A 22,418-nucleotide genomic window follows, 5' to 3' on the forward strand; every position below is an offset into this window, starting at 1 on the left:
ATTGGAGTCTTCCTTGCGGCCGCTGATCGTCCTGCTCCTCGCGCTGGCAGTCGCCGGCTGCGATAGAGGCAAGCCCGAAACCCCGCAACCCGCGGCGGACACGGTTGCCACGTCCGTTCCCGCCAACGCGGCGACGCCCGAAATGCCCAAGGGCAGCAAGCTGGACACGAGCCACGCGGGCGAGGCCCTGCCCACCGCCGCCTTCACCGGCCCGGACGGCGCGCCCGCCACGCTCGCTGCGCATGCCGGCAAGCCGCTGATCGTCAACCTGTGGGCCACCTGGTGTGCGCCCTGCCTCGCCGAAATGCCGACGCTCGACGCGCTGGCCGGCCGCGAGAAGGACCGGCTGCATCTGATGGTCGTCAGTCAGGATCTGGCCGGCAAGCGCGAGGTCGACCCGTACTTCGCCACCCACAAATTTACCGCGCTGCAGCCTTATCTCGACAAGCAGAACGTCCTGATGGACGCGGTGAAGGCCGACACGCTGCCCGTCACCATCCTCTACGGCGCGGACGGCAAGGAACGCTGGCGCGTCGTCGGCGGCATGGACTGGACCGGCGCGGACGCGAAAGCGCTGATCGACAAGGCGTTGACCTAAGGGCTGCCGAAGACCCTCTCCCCTCCGGGGAGAGGGTTGGGAGAGGGGAGCAACGCTCGCGACTTGGCCCGACCGTCACCCCAAGCCGCACCCCCTCTCCCCGACCCTCTCCCCCAAGGGGAGAGGGGGAAGAAGTACAAAATGCCCGTCACCCGCCTTACGCTCACCGACTTTCGCTCATACCGCCAGGCCACCCTCGCCTGCGGTCCGGGCGCCGTGGTGCTCAGCGGCGACAATGGCGCGGGCAAGACCAACATCCTGGAGGCGATCTCCCTCCTCAGCCCCGGTCGCGGTCTGCGCCAGGCCACGCTGTCCGAAATGGCATGCGACGCCGGCCCCGGCGGCTTCGCGGTCGCAGCACACCTGTCGGGTGAGATCGACATCGGCACCGGCACGCTCGCCACCGCTCCCGAACGGCGGCAGGTTCGGATCAACGGGGCGGGCAGTTCGGCCGCCGCGCTGTCCGAACGGCTCGCCATCCTCTGGCTCACCCCCGCGATGGACCGGATCTTCGTCGAAGGTGCCGTCGCCCGCCGCCGCTTCCTCGATCGGCTGACCATCGCGCGCGAACCCGGCCACGGCGTCCACGCCGCGCGCTACGAAGCCGCGATGCGCGCCCGCAACCGCCTGCTGTCGGAGGAAGCCGGCGCCGACGCCGCCTGGCTCGCCGCGCTGGAGGCAGGCATGGTCGACCATGGCCTGGCGCTCGCCGACGCACGCGCACGCACAGTCGCCGCACTTACGCTCCGCCTCGCCGAACAGCCGCCCGGCCCGTTCGCCCGCGCCCACCTCGCGCTCGATCGCTGGACGCCCGCCGACGCACCGCGCTTCGCCGACGACCTGCGCCACGGCCGTGGGCGCGACGCCGCCGCCGGGCGCACGCTCAGCGGGCCGCACCGCACCGATCTCGTCGTCCGCCATCTGGACAAGCAACAGCCGGCCGACCGCTGTTCCACCGGCGAACAGAAGGCGCTGCTGCTCGCGATCGTGCTCGCCCATGCCGACATCGTTGCGGAGGACCACGGCGCCCGCCCCATCCTGCTCCTGGACGAAGTCGCCGCCCACCTCGACCCCTCCCGCCGCGCCGCCCTCTTCGCCCGCCTCGATGCGACCGGCGGGCAGAGCTGGATGACCGGCACCGAACCCGCCTTGTTCGACGGACTGGGCGCGGGCGCTACGCGGTTGACGGTGGCCGAGGGGCGGATCCTGCCGTCACCCGACTAGCAAGCCTCCGCGCGCGACCATTTCGCTTCCGATTCGAGCCCCGAGTCCCTATATTGTCATGATGGCAACGACACCCCAACCGAACGCGTACGGCGCAGATTCCATCAAGGTCCTCAAGGGGCTCGACGCGGTCCGGAAGCGCCCCGGCATGTATATCGGCGATACCGACGACGGCTCCGGCCTCCACCACATGGTGTTCGAGGTGAGCGACAACGCGATCGACGAGGCGCTCGCCGGCCATTGCGACCGGATCCTCATCACGCTCAACCCGGACGGCTCCGTGTCGGTCGAGGACAATGGCCGCGGCATCCCGACCGGCATCCATACCGAGGAAGGCGTCTCGGCGGCCGAGGTCATCATGACCCAACTCCACGCCGGCGGTAAGTTCGACAATGCGAACGACGACAATGCCTACAAGGTGTCCGGCGGCCTGCACGGCGTCGGCGTGTCGGTCGTGAACGCGCTGTCCACTTTCCTCGATCTCACCATCTGGCGCGACGGGCAGGAGCATTACATGCGCTTCGCCCACGGCGATGCCGTCGCCCCGCTCAAGGTGGTCGGCGATGCGGGCGAAAAGAAGGGCACGCGCGTCACCTTCCTGCCCTCGCCCGACACGTTCAAGATCGTCGAGTTCGACTTCGACAAGCTGGAACATCGTTTTCGCGAGCTGGCGTTCCTCAACTCCGGCGTCCGGCTGTTCCTGTCCGACGCGCGCCACGCGGAGGCGCGCACGGTCGAACTTTTCTACGAAGGCGGGATCGCCGCGTTCGTGAAATATCTCGATCGCACCAAGACGCCGCTGATGCCCGAGCCGGTCGCCATCCACGGCCAGCGCGACGATGTCGGCATCGACGTCGCGCTGGAATGGAACGACAGCTATTATGAACAGGTGCTGGCGTTCACCAACAACATCCCGCAGCGCGACGGTGGCACGCACATGGCCGCATTCCGCGCGGCGCTCACCCGCACGCTGAACAACTATGCCGAAAAGTCCGGTCTCCTGAAGAAGGAGAAGGTGACGCTGACCGGCGACGACATGCGCGAGGGGCTGACCGCGATCGTCTCGGTGAAGCTCCCCGATCCGAAGTTCAGCAGCCAGACCAAGGACAAGCTCGTCTCGTCCGAGGTACGCCAGCCCCTCGAATCGCTGATGGCCGACAAACTGGCCGAATGGCTCCAGGAGAACCCCGCGCACGGCAAGGCGATCGTCCAGAAGGTGATCGACGCCGCCGCCGCGCGCGAAGCCGCCAAGAAGGCGCGCGAACTGACCCGCCGCAAGGGCGTGATGGACATCGCCTCGCTGCCGGGCAAGCTCGCCGACTGCCAGGAACGCGATCCCGCAAAGTCGGAACTGTTCCTGGTCGAGGGTGACTCGGCCGGCGGTTCGGCGAAACAGGGCCGCAACCGGCAATATCAGGCGATCCTGCCGCTCAAGGGCAAGATCCTGAACGTCGAGCGCGCGCGGTTCGACCGGATGATCTCGTCTAAGGAAGTCGGCACGCTGATCCAGGCGATGGGCACCGGCATCCTCGATGAATTCAACATCGAGAAGCTGCGCTACCACAAGATCGTCATCATGACCGACGCAGACGTTGACGGCGCACATATCCGCACGCTGCTGCTGACCTTCTTCTACCGCCACATGCGGCCGATCATCGAGGGTGGCTATCTCTACATCGCGCAACCGCCGCTCTACAAGGTGAACCGCGGCAAGTCCGAGGTCTACCTGAAGGACAATGCCCAGCTCGACGACTATCTCGTCGATGGCGGCCTGTCCGGTATGGCACTCGAAACCGCGGAGGGCCCACGTTCGGGCGCGGACCTGAAGGGCCTGCTCGACCACGCCCGCCGGATGCGTACGCTGATGACCTATGTCCCGCGGCGCTACGACGCGGCGGTGATCGAGGCGCTTGCGCTGCTTGGCGGGTTCGATCCCAACATCCCCGATCGGTCCGCCGCCGCCGATGCGGCCGCGAAATGGCAGGGCCGCGCCGATCCCGAAGCGCGCTGGACGGTCGTCGTGTCGGAGGATGGCGGCTACCATTTCCAGCGGCACTGGCGCGGGGTGACCGACCATCATATCGTCGACGCGGCGTTCGTCGCATCGGCGGAGGCACGCAAGATGCACATGCTCGCCACCGAACAGGCCGATGCCTATGCGCAGACCTCGCGCCTTGTCGCGCAGAAGGCGGCTGCGAAACCGATCGAAACCGATGCCGTTGATGACGACGAACCGATCGTCGACACCCGCGGCAAGCCCATCTCGCGCCCGTCCGAACTACTCGACGCAGTGCTGGCGGCGGGCCGCAAGGGCCTCGCCATCGCGCGCTACAAGGGCCTTGGCGAAATGAACGCGGAACAGCTGTGGGAAACCACGCTCGACCCCAGCAACCGCGCCATGCTCCAGGTCCAGGTCGAACAGGCCGACATCGCCGACGAAATCTTCACCCGCCTGATGGGCGACGTCGTCGAACCTCGCCGCGAATTCATCCAGGACAACGCCCTGTCGGTCGCCAATCTGGACGTCTGACGCCGGCTCGGTTCCGGCCGAGTGCGTAATGTCGCGGGTTGCGGGCGTCTTCCTCGGCTCGCGTCACGGACGCAGTATCCGGATGTCGGCGCTGCGGTCGGACACGGCCTTGCGCACTTGGACGGCCTGAATCGACTGCGGCCCGCGCGGTGCCGCGGCGAAGGCGACGAGCCCGCGCGCGGCCGTTGCTCGATCGCGCCGCATGGCAGATATGGAAGCCGCGGCATCCGACCGGATGGTCTCGTCAACCAGCGGTCACTCCATGCGGCCGCGTTACGGGCGGCTATCCCGTCTCCGGGCGATGGTAGGCCATTCCGTGAGAAAAGCGGCGCGTCGCCGTGGCGCGGACATCAAGGTGGACATCCTGTCATCGCGCTCTATCGAATCGAAACCACAGGTCCGACGTCACCGATCGTCAAACATGCGAGCGCAACCTATGACCCAACCGACCATGGCTGCCCACGCCGCGAACATGGGGATCCGGACTTGAGCTTCGTCGATCCTCTCGTCGAAAGGTTCGTCGCGAAAAATGGCCGCCCGCCGCGCATGGTCTTTGCGATGCACGAATTCGGACAGGGCGGCACCGATCGGGTCTGCACCCATCTGGCGCGCGGATGCGTCGATGCCGGATACGCCGTGGAACTGCTGGTCCTGTTCGGCCGCGCCCCAGCCGCCGCGGACATGCTGGCCCTGGTCGGTCCGGACGTCACGGTACGGGTGTTGAACCAAGGTCGCGGGTCGCGGCACGTCGGGCGCCTGTACGTGCTGCGCCGGTTCGTCGCCCGGCTGCGGGCTGTCGCTCCCGATGTTGTCGTGTCCACCGGCAACAACATGAACTGGGTGACCGCGCTGGCCTTCCGGCTCGCGCGGGTCGACCGGTCGCGACTGGTTCTCAAGATCACCAACCCGGTGCTCAGACCCAAGGACGGACCCGTCCGACGCCTCTACCGGCACATGCGATACCGGCGGGCGTTCGACAAGGCCGCGGCGATACTGACCCTGAGCGACGCCGAGACGGCTCTGCTTCGCCGTACGTTCCCCGGTTCGGCGGGCCGGATCCAGACCGTGATCAACCCCTACGTCACCCCGTCGATGCTGAGCGCATCGGACCGCGGGTCCGGCGAACGCGATCTGATCCTGTCGATAGGCCGTCTCGCGGCGCAGAAGCGGTACGACCTGCTGATCCGCGCATTCGGCGAGGCCCGCATCCCCGGCGCACGGCTGGTCATCCTGGGCGAAGGTCCCGACCGCGGTGCCCTGCAGGCGCTGGTGCGCGAACTGGATCTGGCCGAGCGCGTATCGCTGCCCGGCTACCAACCGCAGGTCGAACCCTGGCTGCGCCGCGCCCGGGTCTTCGCGCTCTCGTCTCGCTACGAGGGACTGCCCGCCGTGGTGTTGGAGGCGATGGCGGCCAACTGTCCGGTGGTCACGACGGACTGCTTCCTCTCGGCCCGTTCGCTCGTCGGCGATGCCGAAGGCTGCGCCGTCGTCCCGGATCCGATACCCTCGGCGTTCGCGCGAGCGATGGAGAGCGCCTGGTTCCAGCACCCGCCATCGACCCTGGCCTCGGTCGCCGGGCGATATTCGATAGAGAAGGGTGCGGCGAGCCATGTCGCATCGATCGGGGCGCTGCTCGATTAGCGCCAATAGTCCCGGTCGATCCGTCATCGACGGAACCGGCGGCCGTCCCGACGGACAGTCGACGGGACAGCTGTCGGCATTTCCGCCCTCGCACCGGCGGAACGACCCGTCCGGCCGCACCTTGCGGAAACGCGGGAGATGGGCCTAGACGCAGGCAGGGCGATGCCGATGCAGGGCTCCGAGACGGGTGACCGCGGCAGCGCTCGAGCGCTTTTCCGATTTGCAGAGACGAAGATGATCGAACACGCGATATTGCTGAGTGCCGGACAGGGATCTCGGATGCTGCCGCTCACGGCGGAGCAGCCTAAGTGCCTGATCGACTTCTCGGGCCGGACGCTGATCGAATGGCAGATCGAGATGCTGGCCCGCGGCGGCGTCAAGCGCATCGACGTCGTGACCGGTTTCAAGGAGCATATGGTCGAGGCGGTGCTTGCCCGGATCGACGATCCGCGCGTGACGATCACCACACACTTCAACCCGTTCTTCAAGATCGCCGACAATCTCGGCTCCTGCTGGATCGCCCGCGAAGCGATGGCCGGGGACTTCCTGATCCTGAACGGCGACACGCTCGTGTCGGAGGCGATCGTGAAGCGGGTGCTGGCCGGGACCGACTGGCCGATCGCGGTCACGATCGACGTGAAGCCCGAATATGACAGCGACGACATGAAGGTCGCCCGGCAAGACGACAGGCTGGTCCGGATCGGCAAGACGCTGACCGCCGAGCAGGCCAACGCCGAATCGATCGGCTTCCTCGCCTTCCGCGGCGAGGGCTCGGCGATGTTCCGTGAAGCGGTACGCGCGGCGATGCGTACGCCCGAGGGCGTGCAGCACTGGTATCTCAAGGTCATCGATCAGCTCGCCACCACCGGCAAGGTGGGCACGGTCGAGATCGCGGGTCTCGAATGGGCAGAGGTCGACTTCCTGACGGATATCGAGGTCGCCCGTGCACTGACCGACTCATGGGCAGCTGCAGGCTGAGGCCGACGATCGGCGGTTCGAGCTGTCGGTGTCGCCCCCGGATGCCCTCCCCGGTCAGGCGAGAAAGCGCTTCAGCCAGCCTGCCAGCAGCTCCAGCTCGTCCCCCTCCACCGTCTGGGCCTGACCGAGATCGGGCATCTTCGGCCACCCGGCATCCGCGAACTGTCGGCCGTTCCACGCCCGCGAACCGTCATACCGCGGGATGACGTGGAAATGGACCTCCTTGTCCGCCATCATCAACATCAGATAGTTGAGCTTTTCATAGCCCACGGCGTCGCGCAGGGCCTGCTCGATGGCCGCGGTCGCGACCGCGAGTTCGGCATGCGCGGCGGGCGCGAGTTCGGAGAAGGCGGTGGCGTCCGACTTTGCCGCCAGTACCAGGCTGCCGAGGGTCGGTTGCGCCGGCCGCACGAGCAGCACCCAATGATCCCACTCGCGCAGCAGGGTGGCCGGCCAGCCGAACTTCAGGATCGTCGCGTTCATTTCAGGGCTCCGCCAACCAGGAGGTGACCGTTCCACCCCGGCCGACCAATAGTCTAGCCTGCACGAGCCGAACCAGATGGACAAGGCAGCTGGCCACTGTCCACCACGCGACGCCCTTCAGTCCCAGGTCGGGGCGGGAGAACAGCATCGAGACAAACAGGATCACCATGTTGGGATTGCGACGCGCGGTGACGAGCCGGAACGCGCTGTCGAACCGCGTCCAGACGTGGATGTGCATCATCCCGTTCTGCCGCATGAAAACGCCTTCGATGACGCGTTGCGCCACATAGCCGCATAGGATCGCCGCCATCGTCCAGGCGAACGCCTTTTCCGGCAGGGCAAGTCCCCAGCTCGCCAGACCGGTCCCCCAGAACCAGAACCAGAAGGGCGGATGGACCAGGTCCAGGCCGTGGTCGGCCATGTTGCCGATCACGCTCGAGGTGAGCGTGCAGCGTGCGAGCTTCCCGTCGACCGTATCGAGCACCATGAAGACCAGCCCCAGCGCCATGCCCAGCCAGTACCGGCCGTCGGCAAAGGCGAAGGGCGCCGCGATGCAGAAGATCGCCCCGACGATGGTCACCATGTTCGGCGTGACGCCCAGGCGTGCGCAGAGCCGCGTGAGCCACAACGCCCATTCCGGCCAGAGATATTTCGTCAGCAGGTCGGTCACGCCCTTATAGGCCCCGAAGTAGCTCGCCCGCTCCACGGCCTGGCGCGTTTCCGGTCGCAACCGCATCAGGAACGGCGTCTCGCGCTTGCGGAGCGTCTTGTTCTCGACGGTCGGACCGTCCTCATATGCCAGAATATCGAACCCTGCGGCTTCGCTTCCGATCAGCGCGCGGCCCTGCAGCATGGCCGTCCGCAACGGCTCGGCTTCCGCGGCGGTGCGCGGATGACAGAGCGCAGGCACGCCGTCGAGCGTGATCACCAGGCCCGGATGGGCGGCGACATGCCTGATCCACGCCACATCCGCCGCGAAGTCCGCATTCACCAGCACCAGCGAGCCGCCCTCGCCGTCGAGGCCCGCTTCCGTTCCGAGCCGACGGGTGCGCTCCGCCATCGTCAGGCCCCACAAAAGGGTATCGTTCGTCCCGACGCACGCGATGCGCGGTCTTTCTGGCTGTTGTCTCATGGAGGGCGGATAGGGGCGGCTCGAACGCCGGGCAAGTGGCTCCACGCGCGATCGACCCGCGTCGCACGGCGCTGAATGGACCAGGCCGCCGTTCGTGCGCGCGGACGGTGTCGGCCAGATTCTTGCGGGCGACAACGCCCACGACCTTCACGCCGCCATCATGGTGCCTGACGCGGAACTCGGACCGGCTGTGGCTCGAAGAGGGCGACCATCCGAACGGGAGCCCGTCCGCGCCGGGGTCGTCGCCGGTAATCGGCCCCATGCTGGTCCAGGCGATCGATGGCATGGCGGGCTCGTCCGGCTCCGCCACCACGTCCCCCGGAGCCGGCAGAACATGAGTTGCGCTCATCGGGGCGTCAAGGCGGCAGCGCATTGCCGGTCGACGCCGTCCTCTTTAATCATGGTGCATCGCCGCCCGTCACGCGTCTGGCCGACCGGCGGCGCGCGATGGCCGGATCGGGCATGTCCCTCCCCACCGGCGGGTCCGGGCACCGTTACAGACAGGTAGGAGAGCCGGTATGGCAAGCTTCACGGTTCCGCGTGCGGAGAATGGCGCGACGGGCGTCGATGACATATCCGCACGCTGGAGCGCGGTCTATGCGATGGCGCTGTGCAGCTTCGTCCTCGTGGCGTCCGAATTCATGCCGGTCAGCCTGTTGAGCCCGATCGCCAGGACGCTGCACCTCACCGAGGGTCAGGCCGGGCAGGCGATCGCGATCTCCGGCGTCTTCGCGGTGGTGACCAGCCTGTCGCTCGGCGCCGTCCTGGGCCGGCTTGATCGCCGTACCGTTCTGCTCGCGCTGACCGGCCTGCTCGTCGTTTCGGGTGGGATCGTCGCGCTCGCGCCGACCTATCTGATCTTCATGATGGGCCGCGCACTGCTCGGCGTCGCGATCGGCGGATTCTGGTCCATGTCCACCGCGATCGCCATGCGCCTCGTGCCGAACGCAGCGGTGCCCAAGGCGCTTTCCATCGTGAATGGCGGCAATGCGCTCGCCACCGTGGTCGCGGCCCCGCTCGGCAGTTTCCTGGGCAGCCTGATCGGCTGGCGCGGTGCGTTCTTCTGCGTGGTGCCGGTCGCGGTCGGCGCGATCCTGTGGCAGGCGATGACCCTGCCCCCGTTGCCCGTTGCCGAACGACAGTCCGCCAGGGGCATGGTCGCGCTGCTCCGCCGCCCCCCGCTGCTGTTCGGACTGGTGACGGTCGCGCTGCTGTTCGCCGGGCAGTTTGCGCTGTTCACCTATCTGCGGCCGTTCCTTGAACAGGTCACGCATGTCGGCCCGGCGATGCTGTCGGTCATGCTGCTGATCCTCGGCGTCTCCGGTTTCGTCGGCACCGTCCTGATCGGTCGGGTCCTGAACGACGGGCTGCACCTGATCCTTGCCGTCCTGCCGGCCCTGATGGCGGCGACCGCCGTTGCGCTTACGATCTTCGGCACCTCCCCAGTCGCGGTCGCGCTGCTGCTCGCCGTCTGGGGATTTGCCGGCACGTCCGCGCCGGTCGCCTGGTGGACATGGCTCGCGCGCACCGTTCCGGAGGAAGCGGAGGCCGGCGGCGGGCTTATGGTGGCGATCGTGCAGCTTGCGATCACGCTGGGCGCGACGGTCGGCGGCATCGTCTTCGACACGGCCGGCGCCAACGCCGAATTCCTGGCCAGCGCCGCGATCCTGGGCCTTGCCGCGGTCGCCGCCTATGCGGTCGGCCGGATGCCCGCCCCTGCCACACCGAACCGGTCGGCCGCGACCGCATGACACGGGCCGTAGTGATTGCGGAGATGCAGCGGGTTCTGTCCGATCATGGCCCGGATCGTCCAGGCCCATGAAGCCATAAGGCCAGCCCGCAAACAGTAGTCCGCTTGTTCCATCATGAGCGGTCATCATGCCTTCATTGAGCAGTGTGCAGGATCCAGTTGGCACGATGCTGCGTTACGACCTGTAACGATTATTGATGTAGATCAGACCGCCGCCGCGGACGCGTGGCGGCACACAGGAAGACGAAGCCCATGCCCACTACAACTGAACTGGAACTTTCACGACGTGGGCTTCTGGCCGGCAGCGCCGCCACGGCGGCGATCGTGGCTGCACCGGTCGGTGCCGCACCCGCGACGCCGCGCCAGGCGACTGCCGCGCCGACCCTGCCCGTACGTTTCAAGGTGAACGGCGAGCGCCGCGAACTCAGCCTCGATCCGCGTACCACGCTGCTCGACGCGCTGCGTGAACATCTGCACCTGACCGGTACCAAGAAGGGGTGCGACCATGGGCAGTGCGGGGCCTGCACCGTCATGGTCGACGGTGTTCGGATCAATTCCTGTCTCAGCCTGGCGGTGATGCACGAAGGCGATGAGATCACGACGATCGAAGGCCTCGGCACGCCGGACAAGCTCCACCCTATGCAGGCCGCCTTCGTGAAGTATGACGGCTATCAGTGCGGTTATTGCACGCCCGGCCAGATCTGCTCCGCCGTCGCCGTCCTCGACGAGATCAAGCGCGGCGTCCCCAGCCATGCGCAGGATGACCTGAACGCCAAGCCAACCGCGACGAATGTCGAACTGCGCGAGCGGATGAGCGGCAATATCTGCCGCTGCGGTGCCTATTCCAATATCGCGGAGGCCATGGCCGAAGTCGCGGGAGCCAAAGCATGAGAGCTTTCACCTACGAGCGGGCCCGGGATGCCGGTGCGGCCGCGCGTGCCGTTGCCGCCAATCCGTCGGCGAAGTTCATCGCCGGCGGCACCAACCTGCTGGATCTGATGAAGATCGAGGTCGAGGTGCCGACGCACCTCGTCGACGTGCAGGACCTCGGCTTCGACAAGATCGAGGCCACGCGTGACGGCGGGCTGCGCATTGGCGCGCTGGTCACCAACACCAATCTGGCCGCGGACGCACGCGTCCGGCGCGACTATGGCGTGCTGACCCGCGCGATCGTTGCCGGCGCCTCGGGCCAGTTGCGCAACAAGGCATCGACCGCCGGCAACCTGCTCCAGCGTACCCGCTGCCCCTATTTCTACGACACCAACATGGCCTGCAACAAGCGCAGGCCTGGTTCGGGTTGCGCCGCGATCGGTGGGTATTCGCGCCAGTTGGGCGTGATCGGCGTCAGCGACGCCTGCATCGCCACCTTCCCCGGTGACATGGCGGTGGCGATGCGCGTGCTGGATGCGGCCGTCGAAACCGTCGATGGCACCGGTGCGCGCCGGTCGATCCCGATGGCCGATTTCCATCGCCTGTGGGGCGATCGTCCCGATCAGGATACGGTGCTGAAACAGGGTGAACTCATCACGGCGGTCACCCTGCCCAAACCATTGGGCGGCAAGCACTTTTACGAAAAGGTGCGCGACCGTGCCTCTTACGCCTATGCGCTCGTCTCGGTCGCGGCGGTGATCCAGCCGGACGGCACCGGCCGCGTCGCGTTCGGTGGCGTGGCACCGAAGCCTTGGCGCGTGGAGGCGGCCGACGCGCTGTTGCCGCGCGGCGCCGCTGCGGTGACTGCGCGTGCGTTCCAGGGCGCGACCCCGACCAAGGACAACGCCTTCAAGCTGCCGCTCGCCACGCGTGCGCTGGCCTCCGTCCTCGCCGAAGCGAAAGCATAGATCCCATGAAGTTCGAAACAGCAGCCGGCACCAACCCGATCGACCGGATGAAGGTTGTCGGGCGTGCCCACACCCGCACCGACGGGCCGCTCAAGACCACGGGCTTGGCACCCTATGCCTACGAGCATCAGCGCGATCTGGAAAACGTCGCCTATGGCTATGTCGTCGGGGCGGCGGTCGCCAAGGGCCGCGTCACGATGATCGACACCACGGCGGCCAAGGCGGCCCCCGGCGTCCTCGCGGTCGTGACCGCGGCGGATGCGGGCAAGCTCGGCAAGGGGAAGTTCAACACCGTCAAGCTGATGGGCGGCCCCGAGGTCGATCATTATCATCAGGCGCTCGCCGTCGTCGTCGCCAACACGTTCGAACAGGCACGTGCCGCCGCGGGTCTGGTCCGCATCGACTATGCGCGGGGCAATGGGCGGTTCGATCTCGACGCCGCGTTGAAGACCGCACCGCTGACCGGTGCCGAAAAGGACGACAAGGGCGAGGACCGGGTCGGCAAGTTCGAATCTGCCTTCGCCTCGGCCCCGGTCAAGCTCGACGCCGAATATACGACGCCGGACCACAGCCATGCGATGATGGAACCGTTCGCGTCGATCGCCACATGGAACGGCGACGCGCTGACCGTCTGGACGTCGAACCAGATGATCGACTGGGGTCGTACCGACCTGGCGATCACGCTGAACATGCCGAAGGAAAAGATCACCTTCCTGTCGCCCTATGTGGGCGGTGGTTTCGGGGGCAAGCTGTTCCTGCGCAGCGATGCGGTCATGGCGGCCCTTGGCGCGCGCGCGGCCGGCCGCCCGGTCAAGGTCGCGATGAGCCGGCCGTTCATGGCCAACAACGCCACGCACCGCCCCGCCACGCGCCAGCGCATCCGGATCGGCGCGACGCAGGACGGTACGATCACCGCGATCGCGCATGAAAGCGGTTCGGGCGACCAGCCCGACGGCGGTCCGGAGGCCGCGGTTCTCCAGACCAACCTGCTCTATGCCGGCGCCAACCGCCTGACGTCGATGCGGCTGGCCGTGCTCGACCTGCCGGAAGGCAATGCGATGCGCGCGCCGGGCGAGGCACCGGGCCTGATGGCGCTGGAGGTTGCCATGGACGAGATGGCCGAAAAGCTCCGCATGGATCCGATCGCCTTTCGCGTGAAGAACGATACGCAGGTCGATCCGAAGGACCCCAAGCGGAAATTTTCGCAGCGCCAGCTGGTCCGCTGCCTTACCGAAGGCGCACAGCAGTTCGGCTGGTCGCGGCGCAACGCCACGCCGGGTCAGGTCCGCGACGGACGCTGGCTGGTCGGCATGGGCGTGGCGTCCGCCTTCCGCAACCACATGAACATGCCGTCGGGCGCACGCGTGCGGCTGGGCCGCGACGGCGTCGTGACGGTCGAAACCGACATGACCGACATCGGCACCGGCAGCTACACGATCATCGCGCAGACCGCGGCCGAAATGATGGGCGTCCCACTCGAAACGGTCGTCGTGAAGCTCGGCGATTCCAGCTATCCGGTTTCGGCCGGTTCAGGTGGTCAGTTCGGTGCGGCCAACGCGACCGCCGGCGTCTATGCGGCCTGCGTCAAACTGCGCGACGCCGTCGCCCAGCGCCTTGGCTACAATTCGGCCGACGCGGTATTCGACGGTGGCAAGGTCACCAGCGGCAACCGTTCCGCCACGCTGCGCCAGGCGGCATCGGCCGGCGAACTGGTGGCCGAGGACAAGGTCGAGTTCGGCGACCTCGACAAGACGTGGCAGCTTTCGACCTTCGGCGCGCATTTCGTCGAAGTCGGCGTCAATGCCTATACCGGTGCGATCCGACTGCGCCGGATGCTGGCGGTCTGCGCCGCCGGGCGGATCATCAACCCGACGACGGCGCGCAGCCAGGTGATCGGCGCGATGACGATGGGCGTCGGCAGCGCGCTGATGGAGGAACTGGCCGTCGACAAGCGCTTCGGCTTCTTCGTCAATCACGATCTGGCCAGTTACGAAGTGCCGGTTCACGCCGACATTCCGCATCAGGACGTGATCTTCCTTGACGAGGCCGACGACAAGGCCAATCCGATGAAGGCGAAGGGCGTCGGCGAACTCGGCCTGTGCGGCGTCGGCGGCGCGGTCGCGAACGCGGTCTATAACGCTACCGGCGTTCGCATCCGGGACTATCCGTTGACCCTCGACAAATATCTCGACCGGTTGCCAGCGGTGGCGTGAGCCACGCCGGAACGGGGCGAATGGGAGACTGCACGATGATTGCCGACAAAACCGCCCTGTTGCTGATCGAGTATCAGAACGACTTTGTGAGCGAAGGCGGCGTCCAGCATGATGCGGTGAAGGCGGTCATGGCCGACACCGACATGCTGGCGCACAGCCGCACCCTGGTGGAACAGGCGCGTGCCCGCGGCGTGACCGTGATGCATGCCGCCATCAGTTTTGCCGACGGATATCCCGAGATCCCGGTCGATGCGTACGGCATCCTCGCCGGCATCAGGCAGGCGCAGGCCTTCCGCAAGGGCAGCTGGGGCGTCGCGTTCGCCGATTCCATGACGCCGGCCGAAGACGATATCGTGATTGAGGGCAAGCGCGGCCTGGACTGCTTCGCCAGTACCAATATCGACTTCATCCTGCGCCAGCGCGGCATCACGGATCTAGCCATCGCCGGCTTCCTGACCAATTGCTGCGTCGAATCGACCATGCGTTCCGCCTATGAACGCGGGTTCGGCGTCGTCACTCTAACTGATTGCACCGCGACGCTCAGCCCGGCCGAACAGGATGCGGCGGTTACGAAGAATTTCCCGATGTTTTCCCGACCGATGACGCACGACATGTTCCTGGCCGAACTGGATACCGTCGCGTAAAAGATCGACACCTCACCGTCGCGATGTCGATCGGACGCCTGACCGGGGTTGGATGCGATCATCCGCAGTCTGAAGCCAGGCTTCCGGGCCAGCCCGCGCGGCGCCGTCCGACCCCCGCCGGCTAGGCCGGCGAAAACGGTCGCAGCTCCCGGATCAGGTCGATGAGCAGGCGAAGCGGGGTCGGCACCTGATGCCGGCTCGAATAATAGAGGTGGAAACCCGGTCCGGTCGTCGCCCAGTCCTCCAGCACCAGCCGCAGGGTGCCCTGCGCGACGGCATGCGCGAAGGCCGGCTCGATCCCATATGTCAGACCGCCCCCGTTGATCGCGATCGCCTGCATCGTGAGGCCATCGTCGACGGTCACCTGGCCTGGCACGGCGATGGCGAACTCGCCGTCCGGCCCTTCGAATTCCCATCGATAGAGGCGCGCGTCGCCCAGCCGGATACCCACGCAGCGATGCTGCAGCAGGTCCTGCGGCCGGGCCGGCGTGCCGAAGCGTTCGAGATAGGCGGGCGACGCCGCCACCACCCAGCGCAGGTCGGGGGACAGTCGCTGCGCGATCATGTCCTCCGGCACCGTACCGCCATAGCGGATCCCTGCGTCGAACCCCTCGCCGACGACGTCGACCATCCGGTTGCTCGCCACGATATCCACCGCGATGTCGGGATAGCGATCGGTGAAGACCGGCATGACCGGCCCCAGAATCAGCGTGGCGGCGTCCGCCACCACGTTCAGCCGGATATGCCCGGCCGGCGCGTCGCGAAACCGGTCGAGCTGCGCCACCGCCTGCCCGATCGCCGCGTACGGCCCGTTGATCGCGGACAGCAGCTCGTCGCCCGCCGCGGTCAGCGTTACCGACCGGTTCGTGCGATTGAACAACCGCACGCCCAGCCGCTTTTCGAGCGCCTTCAGCGCATGGCTGAGCGCCGATGCGCTCACCCCCATCTCCAGCCCGGCGATCCGGAAATTGCGATGCCGCGCGATGGCGAGGAAATAGGCGAAGTCCGCGAGATCCGCTCTGCTCGGCATCATGGCTCGGTCCCCCGCCCGGTCGTCGGGCATCCTATATCCGGTTCGGCGCGGCGGTCTTCCGAATTGCGCATCGGTGGCAGGTGCCGGGCGGTTCACGTCCTGGCCGCCCGCCACTTCGCTGGTCCTGCCGGTCGCAACCCGGCCGGCGAGGCAGGCGTCCGGACCGCGCTTTGCCGCCACCGACGAAACATCCGGCCAACGCCGCCGGCATCATTCAGCGCCGATCGGCACGCACGGTTCAGCCGGCATAGTCCGCGTCGCTGACCGGATCGAGCCAGTCGACACTCGTGTCGCCGACCGTTTCGGTGATCGCGATGTGACTCATTCCGGTCGTCGCGGTGGCACCGTGCCAGTGGCGTTCGCCCGCGTCGAAAAACACCGTATCGCCGGGGCCGACCTCTTCGCGCGGTCCGCCCGCGCGCTGGACCCAGCCCTTGCCCGTGGTGACGATGATCGTCTGGCCGGCCGGATGCGTGTGCCACACGGTACGGGCGCCCGGCGCGAACGTCACCAGCGCGGCGGAGGCTCGCCCCGGTGCGTTGGGCGTCGCCATGGTGTCGACGCGGACGAGACCCGTGAAATTGTCGGGTACCTTCCCCGTCATGGACGGGACGGATGCGTTGCGGGTGATTTTCATGATGATCTCCTGACAGAGGCCCAACGCCCGGCGACGCGCCGCGCCTATTGAAGCGGGCTCAGCGCAATGTTGAGCAAAACCGGTATGGTCCGGTCCAATGGGCGGGCGCCGCCGCAAGATGTTGCGCATCGCGCCGCATATCCTATGGAAAGCGGCATGTCCGACACACGCGCGCCCGACCGCCCGACCGTCCAGATGGTCGGCCACAACCCCGTCCTGCTGTGGGGCATGGACACGGCCGAGCGCACCCGGCGCATCGCTGCTGCGGCGGGGCTTGCCTTCGCGCCATCGGAAGCGGCGGACGGCGGGCCGCGCCTGCTGGTCGATGCCGGCTACGCGTTCGATCCCGCCTGGCTGCGCACGCTGGCCGCACGTCCCGGCCATGTCCTGACCGTCGCGGGAAAGCCGGTGATCGCGCATGTCGCCGACGCCGACGCCGACGCCGCCCATGCCCATGCCGCCGCCGATATCGCATCGGGCCGCATCCCCGCCGGCCTGACCGTCATGCCGCACGAACGGGGCGGCGCGATGGTGAACGACGAACTGCGCAAGCGCGAAGTGCCGTTCGCGACGCCGCTGACCCCGGCCACCGTCGCGGCCGTCGAACGCGCCAGCTATGTCGGTGCGTACAAGGGCGTCACCGACGTGCTGACCAAATATCTATGGCCCGAATGGGCGCTGTTCCTGACGCGGCGCTGTGCCGCGTCGGGCATTTCCCCGAACATGGTATCCACGGTCGGCGCGCTGCTGTGCGTCGCCACGACCATCCTGTTCGCCTACGGCCAATATTGGCTCGGCCTCGCGCTCGGGCTGCTGTTCATGGTGCTCGACACCGTCGACGGCAAACTGGCGCGCTGCACGATCACCGCGTCCAAATGGGGCCACCTGCTCGATCACGGGGTCGACCTGATCCACCCGCCCTTCTGGTATGTCGCCTGGGCCCTCGGCCTCTACGCCTGGGGGCTGGAACTGAGCCCGCCCGTCTTCACCGCCACGATGGCGGTCATCATCGGCGGCTACATCGCGCAGCGCCTGATCGAAGGCGCGTTCATCGCGCTGTTCGGCATGCACATCCATGTCTGGCGCAAGATCGACAGCGATTTCCGGCTCGTCACCGCGCGACGCAACCCGAACGTCGTCATTCTGGCGGGCTTCCTGGCCGTCGGCCGCCCCGACCTCAGCATCGTCGCGGTCGCCTGGTGGACCGCGATCTCGCTGGTCGTCCACCTTTCGCAGATGGCGCAGGCCGCGATATCCAGGCTGCGTGGCCGGCCGATCCGATCCTGGCTCGACGGCTAGGTCCTGAAGCTCTCTTCCCGCCGGGAGAAGGTCGCGCGCGGAGACGGTCCGAAAGGACAGTGCCACAGGCGCTAAGACTGGATACGTGGAACGGCGACGACACCGCCCGGAACGGGTTAATCCGCAGCGCGGCCGCCCACCGCGCTGGACATCACCGCATTTTCGACAAACATCTGGGCCATCCGCAGGCCGCTATCGGAAACGAGTGGCAGAGGGAGACGATGTGGCGACAGGCGGGACGAGCGGCGGGGATGATTCCACGGTGCGGTGGACGGCACTTGTCCTGGCCGGGCAACGTCCCGGAATCGACCCGCTGGCCGACGCGTTCGGCGTGGAATGGAAGGCGCTGATCCCGGTCGGCGGCGTGCCCATGGTGGACCGCGTCCTGCGCACGCTGCTCGCCTGCCCGCAGATCGGCCGCATCGTCGTCGCGGGGCAGGCCCCCGACGTGCTGGCGCAGGGCTGGCGCGCGGCGGAACCGCGGCTGTCCTTCACGCAGAGCCAGGGCGGCATCTCGCGCAGCATCGCCGCGGTCGCGGGCACCCCCACCGCGCCGTGGCCGGTGCTGGTCACCACCGCGGACCATCCGCTGCTGACGCCCGCCATGGTCGCGACCTTCCTCCACGGCGCGAGCGATGCCGACGTCGCGGTGGGCATGGTCGAACGCCGCACGATGCTGGCCGCCTACCCCGGCACGAAACGGACCTGGCTGCGCTTCCGCGGCGGTGCCTATAGCGGCGCCAACCTGTTCGCACTCCGCACTCCCCGCGCGCAGCCCGCACTCGCGCTCTGGGCCCAGGCCGAACAGGACCGCAAGCGCGCGCTGAAGCTGTTCTGGCATTTTGGGCCGCTGCTCGCCCTGCGTGCGATCACCCGCACCATATCCGGCCCGTCCGCCCTGCGCACCGCCGGCCGCCGCCTCGGCCTCGACGCCCGCCTCGTCGCCCTGCCGCAAGCGGAAGCCGCGATCGACGTCGACAAACCCGCGGATCACGCACTGGCGGAACGCATCCTGGCCGAACGCTCGCCGCATGAACCCGGCCAGTAAGGCGACTACCCAACCCCTCCCCCGTCATCCCAGCGTCCGCTGGAATGACGGTCGGTGAGTCATCCCTCCACGACCCGACACCCGCCGCCCCAGCCTCAGCCCCCCCTTGCAAGCCTTACTGCAAAGGCCGATTACGCCGCAAAACGACAAGCGGAGAGAGCCATGCGAACCATCGACCATGTCATCGGCGGCGGCAGCACGTCCGGCGGCGCCCGCACTGCCGACGTGTTCGACCCCAATTCTGGCCAGGTACAGGCCCGGGTCCGGCTCGGCGGGCAGGCCGAACTCGACGCCGCGGTCGCCGCCGCAAAGGCCGCGCAGCCCGGCTGGGCCGCCACCAACCCACAACGCCGCGCCCGCGTGATGTTCGCGTTCAAGGCGTTGGTCGAAGCGAACATGGAGGAGCTTGCCCGCCTCCTGTCGTCCGAACATGGCAAGGTGATCGCGGATTCGAAGGGCGACATCCAGCGCGGCCTCGAAGTGATCGAATTCTGCTGCGGCATCCCGCACATCCTGAAGGGCGAATATACCCAGGGCGCCGGCCCCGGCATCGACGTCTATTCGATGCGCCAGCCGCTCGGCATCGGCGCGGGCATCACGCCGTTCAATTTCCCCGGCATGATCCCGATGTGGATGTTCGGCGTCGCGATCGCGACCGGCAACGCGTTCATCCTGAAACCGTCGGAACGTGATCCCTCGCTCCCCGTGCGCCTGGCGGAACTGATGCTGGAGGCGGGCGCTCCCGCCGGCATCCTGAACGTCGTCCACGGCGACAAGGAAATGGTCGACGCGATCCTCGACCATCCGGATATCGCCGCGGTCAGCTTCGTCGGATCGTCCGACATCGCGCATTATGTCTATTCCCGCGGCGTCGCGGCGGGCAAGCGCGTGCAGGCGATGGGCGGCGCGAAGAACCACGGCATCGTCATGCCCGACGCCGATCTCGATCAGGTCGTGAACGACCTGACCGGCGCGGCCTTCGGTTCCGCGGGCGAACGCTGCATGGCGCTGCCGGTCGTCGTGCCGGTGGGCGAGGACACCGCCGAGCGGCTCCGCGCCAAGCTGATCCCCGCCATCGCCGCGCTGCGCATCGGCGTGTCGACCGATGCGGACGCGCATTACGGCCCCGTCGTCACCGCCGCGCACAAGGCCAAGATCGAAGGCTACATCCAGCAGGGCGTCGACGAGGGCGCCGAACTGGTCGTCGACGGCCGCGGCTTCACGCTCCAGGGCCACGAAGGCGGCTTCTTCGTCGGACCGACCCTGTTCGACCGCGTGACGACAGACATGGTGACCTACAAGGAGGAAATCTTCGGCCCCGTTCTCCAGATCGTCCGTGCGAAGGATTTCGAGGAGGCCGTCGCTCTCCCCTCAGCGCATCAGTATGGCAACGGCGTCGCCATCTTCACCCGCAACGGCCACGCCGCCCGCGAATTCGCGTCGCGCGTCAACGTCGGCATGGTGGGCATCAACGTGCCCATCCCGGTCCCCGTCGCCTATCACAGCTTCGGCGGCTGGAAACGCTCCGCATTCGGCGACACCAACCAGCACGGCATAGAAGGGGTGAAGTTCTGGACCAAGGTCAAGACCATCACCCAACGCTGGCCCGATGGTTCGGCCGATGGGACCAACGCCTTCGTCATCCCGACGATGGGGTGATCGGTGCGGAACGACCAACCGGTATCGCAAAACGCGCCTCACGCTGCCGTCATCCTGACGAAAGTCAGGATCCAGGGCCACCGCGCTGCCGTTCGTTGGGCACGGTTGGATCGGCCTGCGGTTCGAACCCGAGATCCACGGCGAGATCATGCCAAAGCGGGTTGGCCGCTTCGATCAACGCCAGCTTCCACGAACGCCGCCAGTTTTTCAGCTTCTTCTCGCGATCGATCGCCCCGTCCATCCCGTCATGCATTTCGAACCAGACCAGCGTCGAAACCGCATGACGGGCGGCGAACCCATCCCGTACCTTCGCCCGATGTTCATACACCCGACGCATCAGGTCCGATGTCACGCCGACATATAATGTCCCGTTGCGACCGCTTGCCAGGATGTAGACCGCTGGCTGCCGTTCCATACCCATTCCCACAGATATTTTGCCGAACCCGGCATCCAGACTCGCAAGCCGCAGCATTCGCGACCCTGGATGCCGGATCAAGTCCGGCATGACGGAAGGTACCTTTATGACCCAGTTCGACCTCACCGACGACCAGCGCGAGATCCAGGAGCTTGCGCGCCGCTTCACCGCCGATGCGATCACGCCGCACGCGGCGGAATGGGACGAACACCACATCTTTCCGCGCGACACGATCAAAGCCGCCGCCGATCTCGGTTTCGGCGCGATCTACGTGTCGGAGGAATCGGGCGGCATCGGCCTCGGCCGGATGGAGGCGGCGCTCATCATGGAGGCAATGGCTTACGGCTGCCCCTCCACCTCCGCATTTATCTCGATCCACAACATGGCCGCGTGGATGATCGACAGCTACGGCTCGCCCGAACTGAAGGCACGCTATCTGCCCTCGATGGTGACCTGCGACCGGATCGGCAGCTACTGCCTGACCGAGCCCGGCTCCGGCTCGGACGCGGCCGCGCTCAAGACCCGTGCGGTCCGCGACGGCGACCATTATGTCGTCACCGGGTCGAAGGCGTTCATCTCCGGCGGCGGTCAGAACGAGATCTACGTTACCATGGTCCGCACCGGCGAGGACGGCGCCAAGGGCATCTCCGCGCTCGTGATCGAACGTGACATGCCGGGCGTCAGCTTCGGCGCGAACGAAAAGAAGCTCGGCTGGCATTCGCAACCCACCGCGCAGGTCAATTTCGACGGCGTCCGCGTACCCGCCGCCAACCTTGTCGGCGTCGAGGGCCAGGGCTTCCGCATCGCGATGTCCGGCCTCGACGGCGGCCGGCTCAACATCGGCGCCTGTTCGCTCGGCGGCGCGCAACGCTGCCTCGACGAAGCGATCGGCTACACGCGCGACCGCCGCCAGTTCGGCAAGGCGATCGTCGAATTCCAGAACACCCAGTTCGTGCTGGCCGATATGGAAACCGACCTCCAGGCCGCGCGCATGCTACTCTACGCCGCCGCCGGCAAGGTCTCCGCCAAGTCGCCCGACGCCACCAAGTTCGCCGCCATGGCCAAACGCCTGTCCACCGACACGGGGTCGTCCGTCGTGGACCGCGCGCTCCAGATGTTCGGCGGCTACGGCTATCTCCAGGACTATCCCATCGAACGCTTCTGGCGCGATCTGCGCGTCCACCGCATCCTCGAAGGCACCAACGAGATCATGCGCAGCATCGTCGCGCGCGAGCTGCTGCGGGCTTAGCACCCCCTCTAAGCCCCTCCCCTTCAAAGGAGGGGCTGATATCCGCC

19 protein-coding genes are annotated in these 22,418 nt (G+C 67.2%); 14 read left to right on the forward strand and 5 right to left on the reverse strand.

The genetic code is table 11. The features are described from left to right. Positions 1-13: 13 nt before the first annotated feature. The 5 genes from BKY59_RS14870 to BKY59_RS14890 all read left to right on the forward strand — a co-directional run bounded on the left by BKY59_RS14870 (position 14) and on the right by BKY59_RS14890 (position 6,971). A complete protein-coding gene (locus BKY59_RS14870; protein WP_240500124.1) occupies positions 14-598 on the forward strand; it encodes a TlpA family protein disulfide reductase in 585 nt (194 codons plus the stop codon). 141 nt (positions 599-739) lie between these two features. Next, positions 740-1,822 (forward strand): DNA replication/repair protein RecF, encoded by a 1,083-nt coding sequence (gene recF / locus BKY59_RS14875; protein WP_076072903.1) that lies wholly within the window; start codon positions 740-742, stop codon positions 1,820-1,822. 61 nt (positions 1,823-1,883) lie between these two features. Further along, complete coding sequence (gyrB, locus tag BKY59_RS14880) at positions 1,884-4,352, forward strand: DNA topoisomerase (ATP-hydrolyzing) subunit B (protein WP_076072995.1); 2,469 nt, start codon at positions 1,884-1,886, stop codon at positions 4,350-4,352. A gap of 558 nt (positions 4,353-4,910) precedes the next feature. Further along, positions 4,911-5,993 (forward strand): glycosyltransferase, encoded by a 1,083-nt coding sequence (locus BKY59_RS14885; RefSeq protein WP_165374865.1) that lies wholly within the window; start codon positions 4,911-4,913, stop codon positions 5,991-5,993. A gap of 234 nt (positions 5,994-6,227) precedes the next feature. Then, positions 6,228-6,971, forward strand: coding sequence for a phosphocholine cytidylyltransferase family protein (locus tag BKY59_RS14890; protein ID WP_076072906.1), 744 nt, complete (start codon positions 6,228-6,230; stop codon positions 6,969-6,971). Between the two features lie 54 nt (positions 6,972-7,025). Here the strand turns inward: BKY59_RS14890 and BKY59_RS14895 are convergent, their stop codons facing one another. Beyond that, positions 7,026-7,454 (reverse strand): HIT family protein, encoded by a 429-nt coding sequence (locus BKY59_RS14895; protein WP_076072908.1) that lies wholly within the window; start codon positions 7,452-7,454, stop codon positions 7,026-7,028. Between the two features lies 1 nt (position 7,455). Beyond that, positions 7,456-8,586, reverse strand: coding sequence for a CDP-alcohol phosphatidyltransferase family protein (locus tag BKY59_RS14900; RefSeq protein WP_076072909.1), 1,131 nt, complete (start codon positions 8,584-8,586; stop codon positions 7,456-7,458). 518 nt (positions 8,587-9,104) lie between these two features. Here BKY59_RS14900 and BKY59_RS14905 point away from each other — a divergent pair. The 5 genes from BKY59_RS14905 to BKY59_RS14925 all read left to right on the forward strand — a co-directional run bounded on the left by BKY59_RS14905 (position 9,105) and on the right by BKY59_RS14925 (position 15,031). Then, on the forward strand, positions 9,105-10,337 hold the full coding sequence (locus BKY59_RS14905; protein ID WP_076072911.1) for an MFS transporter: 1,233 nt from the start codon (positions 9,105-9,107) through the stop codon (positions 10,335-10,337). Positions 10,338-10,588: 251 nt separating this feature from the next. Then, positions 10,589-11,227, forward strand: coding sequence for an aldehyde dehydrogenase iron-sulfur subunit PaoA (gene paoA / locus BKY59_RS14910; RefSeq protein ID WP_076072912.1), 639 nt, complete (start codon positions 10,589-10,591; stop codon positions 11,225-11,227). Further along, the gene (locus tag BKY59_RS14915) at positions 11,224-12,174 is read left to right on the forward strand and encodes an FAD binding domain-containing protein (RefSeq protein WP_076072914.1); all 951 of its coding nucleotides are present in this window, start codon (positions 11,224-11,226) and stop codon (positions 12,172-12,174) included. The genes paoA and BKY59_RS14915 overlap by 4 nt, the downstream gene beginning before the upstream one ends. Positions 12,175-12,179: 5 nt before the next feature. Continuing rightward, entirely contained in the window at positions 12,180-14,387 is a 2,208-nt protein-coding gene (gene paoC / locus BKY59_RS14920) for an aldehyde oxidoreductase molybdenum-binding subunit PaoC (protein ID WP_076072916.1), read from the forward strand. Between the two features lie 35 nt (positions 14,388-14,422). After that, complete coding sequence (locus BKY59_RS14925) at positions 14,423-15,031, forward strand: cysteine hydrolase family protein (RefSeq protein ID WP_076072918.1); 609 nt, start codon at positions 14,423-14,425, stop codon at positions 15,029-15,031. A 121-nt stretch (positions 15,032-15,152) separates the two neighbouring features. Here BKY59_RS14925 and BKY59_RS14930 read toward each other — a convergent pair whose 3' ends face one another. Then, complete coding sequence (locus BKY59_RS14930; protein WP_076072919.1) at positions 15,153-16,064, reverse strand: LysR family transcriptional regulator; 912 nt, start codon at positions 16,062-16,064, stop codon at positions 15,153-15,155. Positions 16,065-16,302: 238 nt separating this feature from the next. Beyond that, a complete protein-coding gene (locus BKY59_RS14935) occupies positions 16,303-16,701 on the reverse strand; it encodes a (R)-mandelonitrile lyase (RefSeq protein WP_076072921.1) in 399 nt (132 codons plus the stop codon). A gap of 156 nt (positions 16,702-16,857) precedes the next feature. Between BKY59_RS14935 and BKY59_RS14940 the strand changes: the two genes are divergently transcribed. The 3 genes from BKY59_RS14940 (at position 16,858) to BKY59_RS14950 (ending at position 20,707) form a co-directional block, all read left to right on the forward strand. Further along, a complete protein-coding gene (locus BKY59_RS14940) occupies positions 16,858-18,000 on the forward strand; it encodes a CDP-alcohol phosphatidyltransferase family protein (RefSeq protein WP_076072996.1) in 1,143 nt (380 codons plus the stop codon). Positions 18,001-18,205: 205 nt separating this feature from the next. Then, complete coding sequence (locus BKY59_RS14945; protein ID WP_240500126.1) at positions 18,206-19,048, forward strand: nucleotidyltransferase family protein; 843 nt, start codon at positions 18,206-18,208, stop codon at positions 19,046-19,048. Between the two features lie 162 nt (positions 19,049-19,210). Beyond that, positions 19,211-20,707, forward strand: coding sequence for a CoA-acylating methylmalonate-semialdehyde dehydrogenase (locus tag BKY59_RS14950; RefSeq protein ID WP_076072924.1), 1,497 nt, complete (start codon positions 19,211-19,213; stop codon positions 20,705-20,707). Positions 20,708-20,771: 64 nt separating this feature from the next. Here the strand turns inward: BKY59_RS14950 and BKY59_RS14955 are convergent, their stop codons facing one another. After that, positions 20,772-21,122, reverse strand: a complete 351-nt coding sequence (locus tag BKY59_RS14955; RefSeq protein WP_076072997.1) for a GIY-YIG nuclease family protein — start codon at positions 21,120-21,122, stop codon at positions 20,772-20,774. 106 nt (positions 21,123-21,228) lie between these two features. Here BKY59_RS14955 and BKY59_RS14960 point away from each other — a divergent pair, with 106 nt between their 5' ends. After that, complete coding sequence (locus tag BKY59_RS14960; RefSeq protein ID WP_076072998.1) at positions 21,229-22,371, forward strand: acyl-CoA dehydrogenase family protein; 1,143 nt, start codon at positions 21,229-21,231, stop codon at positions 22,369-22,371. Positions 22,372-22,418: the final 47 nt, after the last annotated feature.

The sequence above is a fragment of the Sphingomonas montana genome (genome assembly GCF_001956315.1).
GTDB classification, from domain to species: Bacteria; Pseudomonadota; Alphaproteobacteria; order Sphingomonadales; family Sphingomonadaceae; genus Sphingomonas_R; species Sphingomonas_R montana.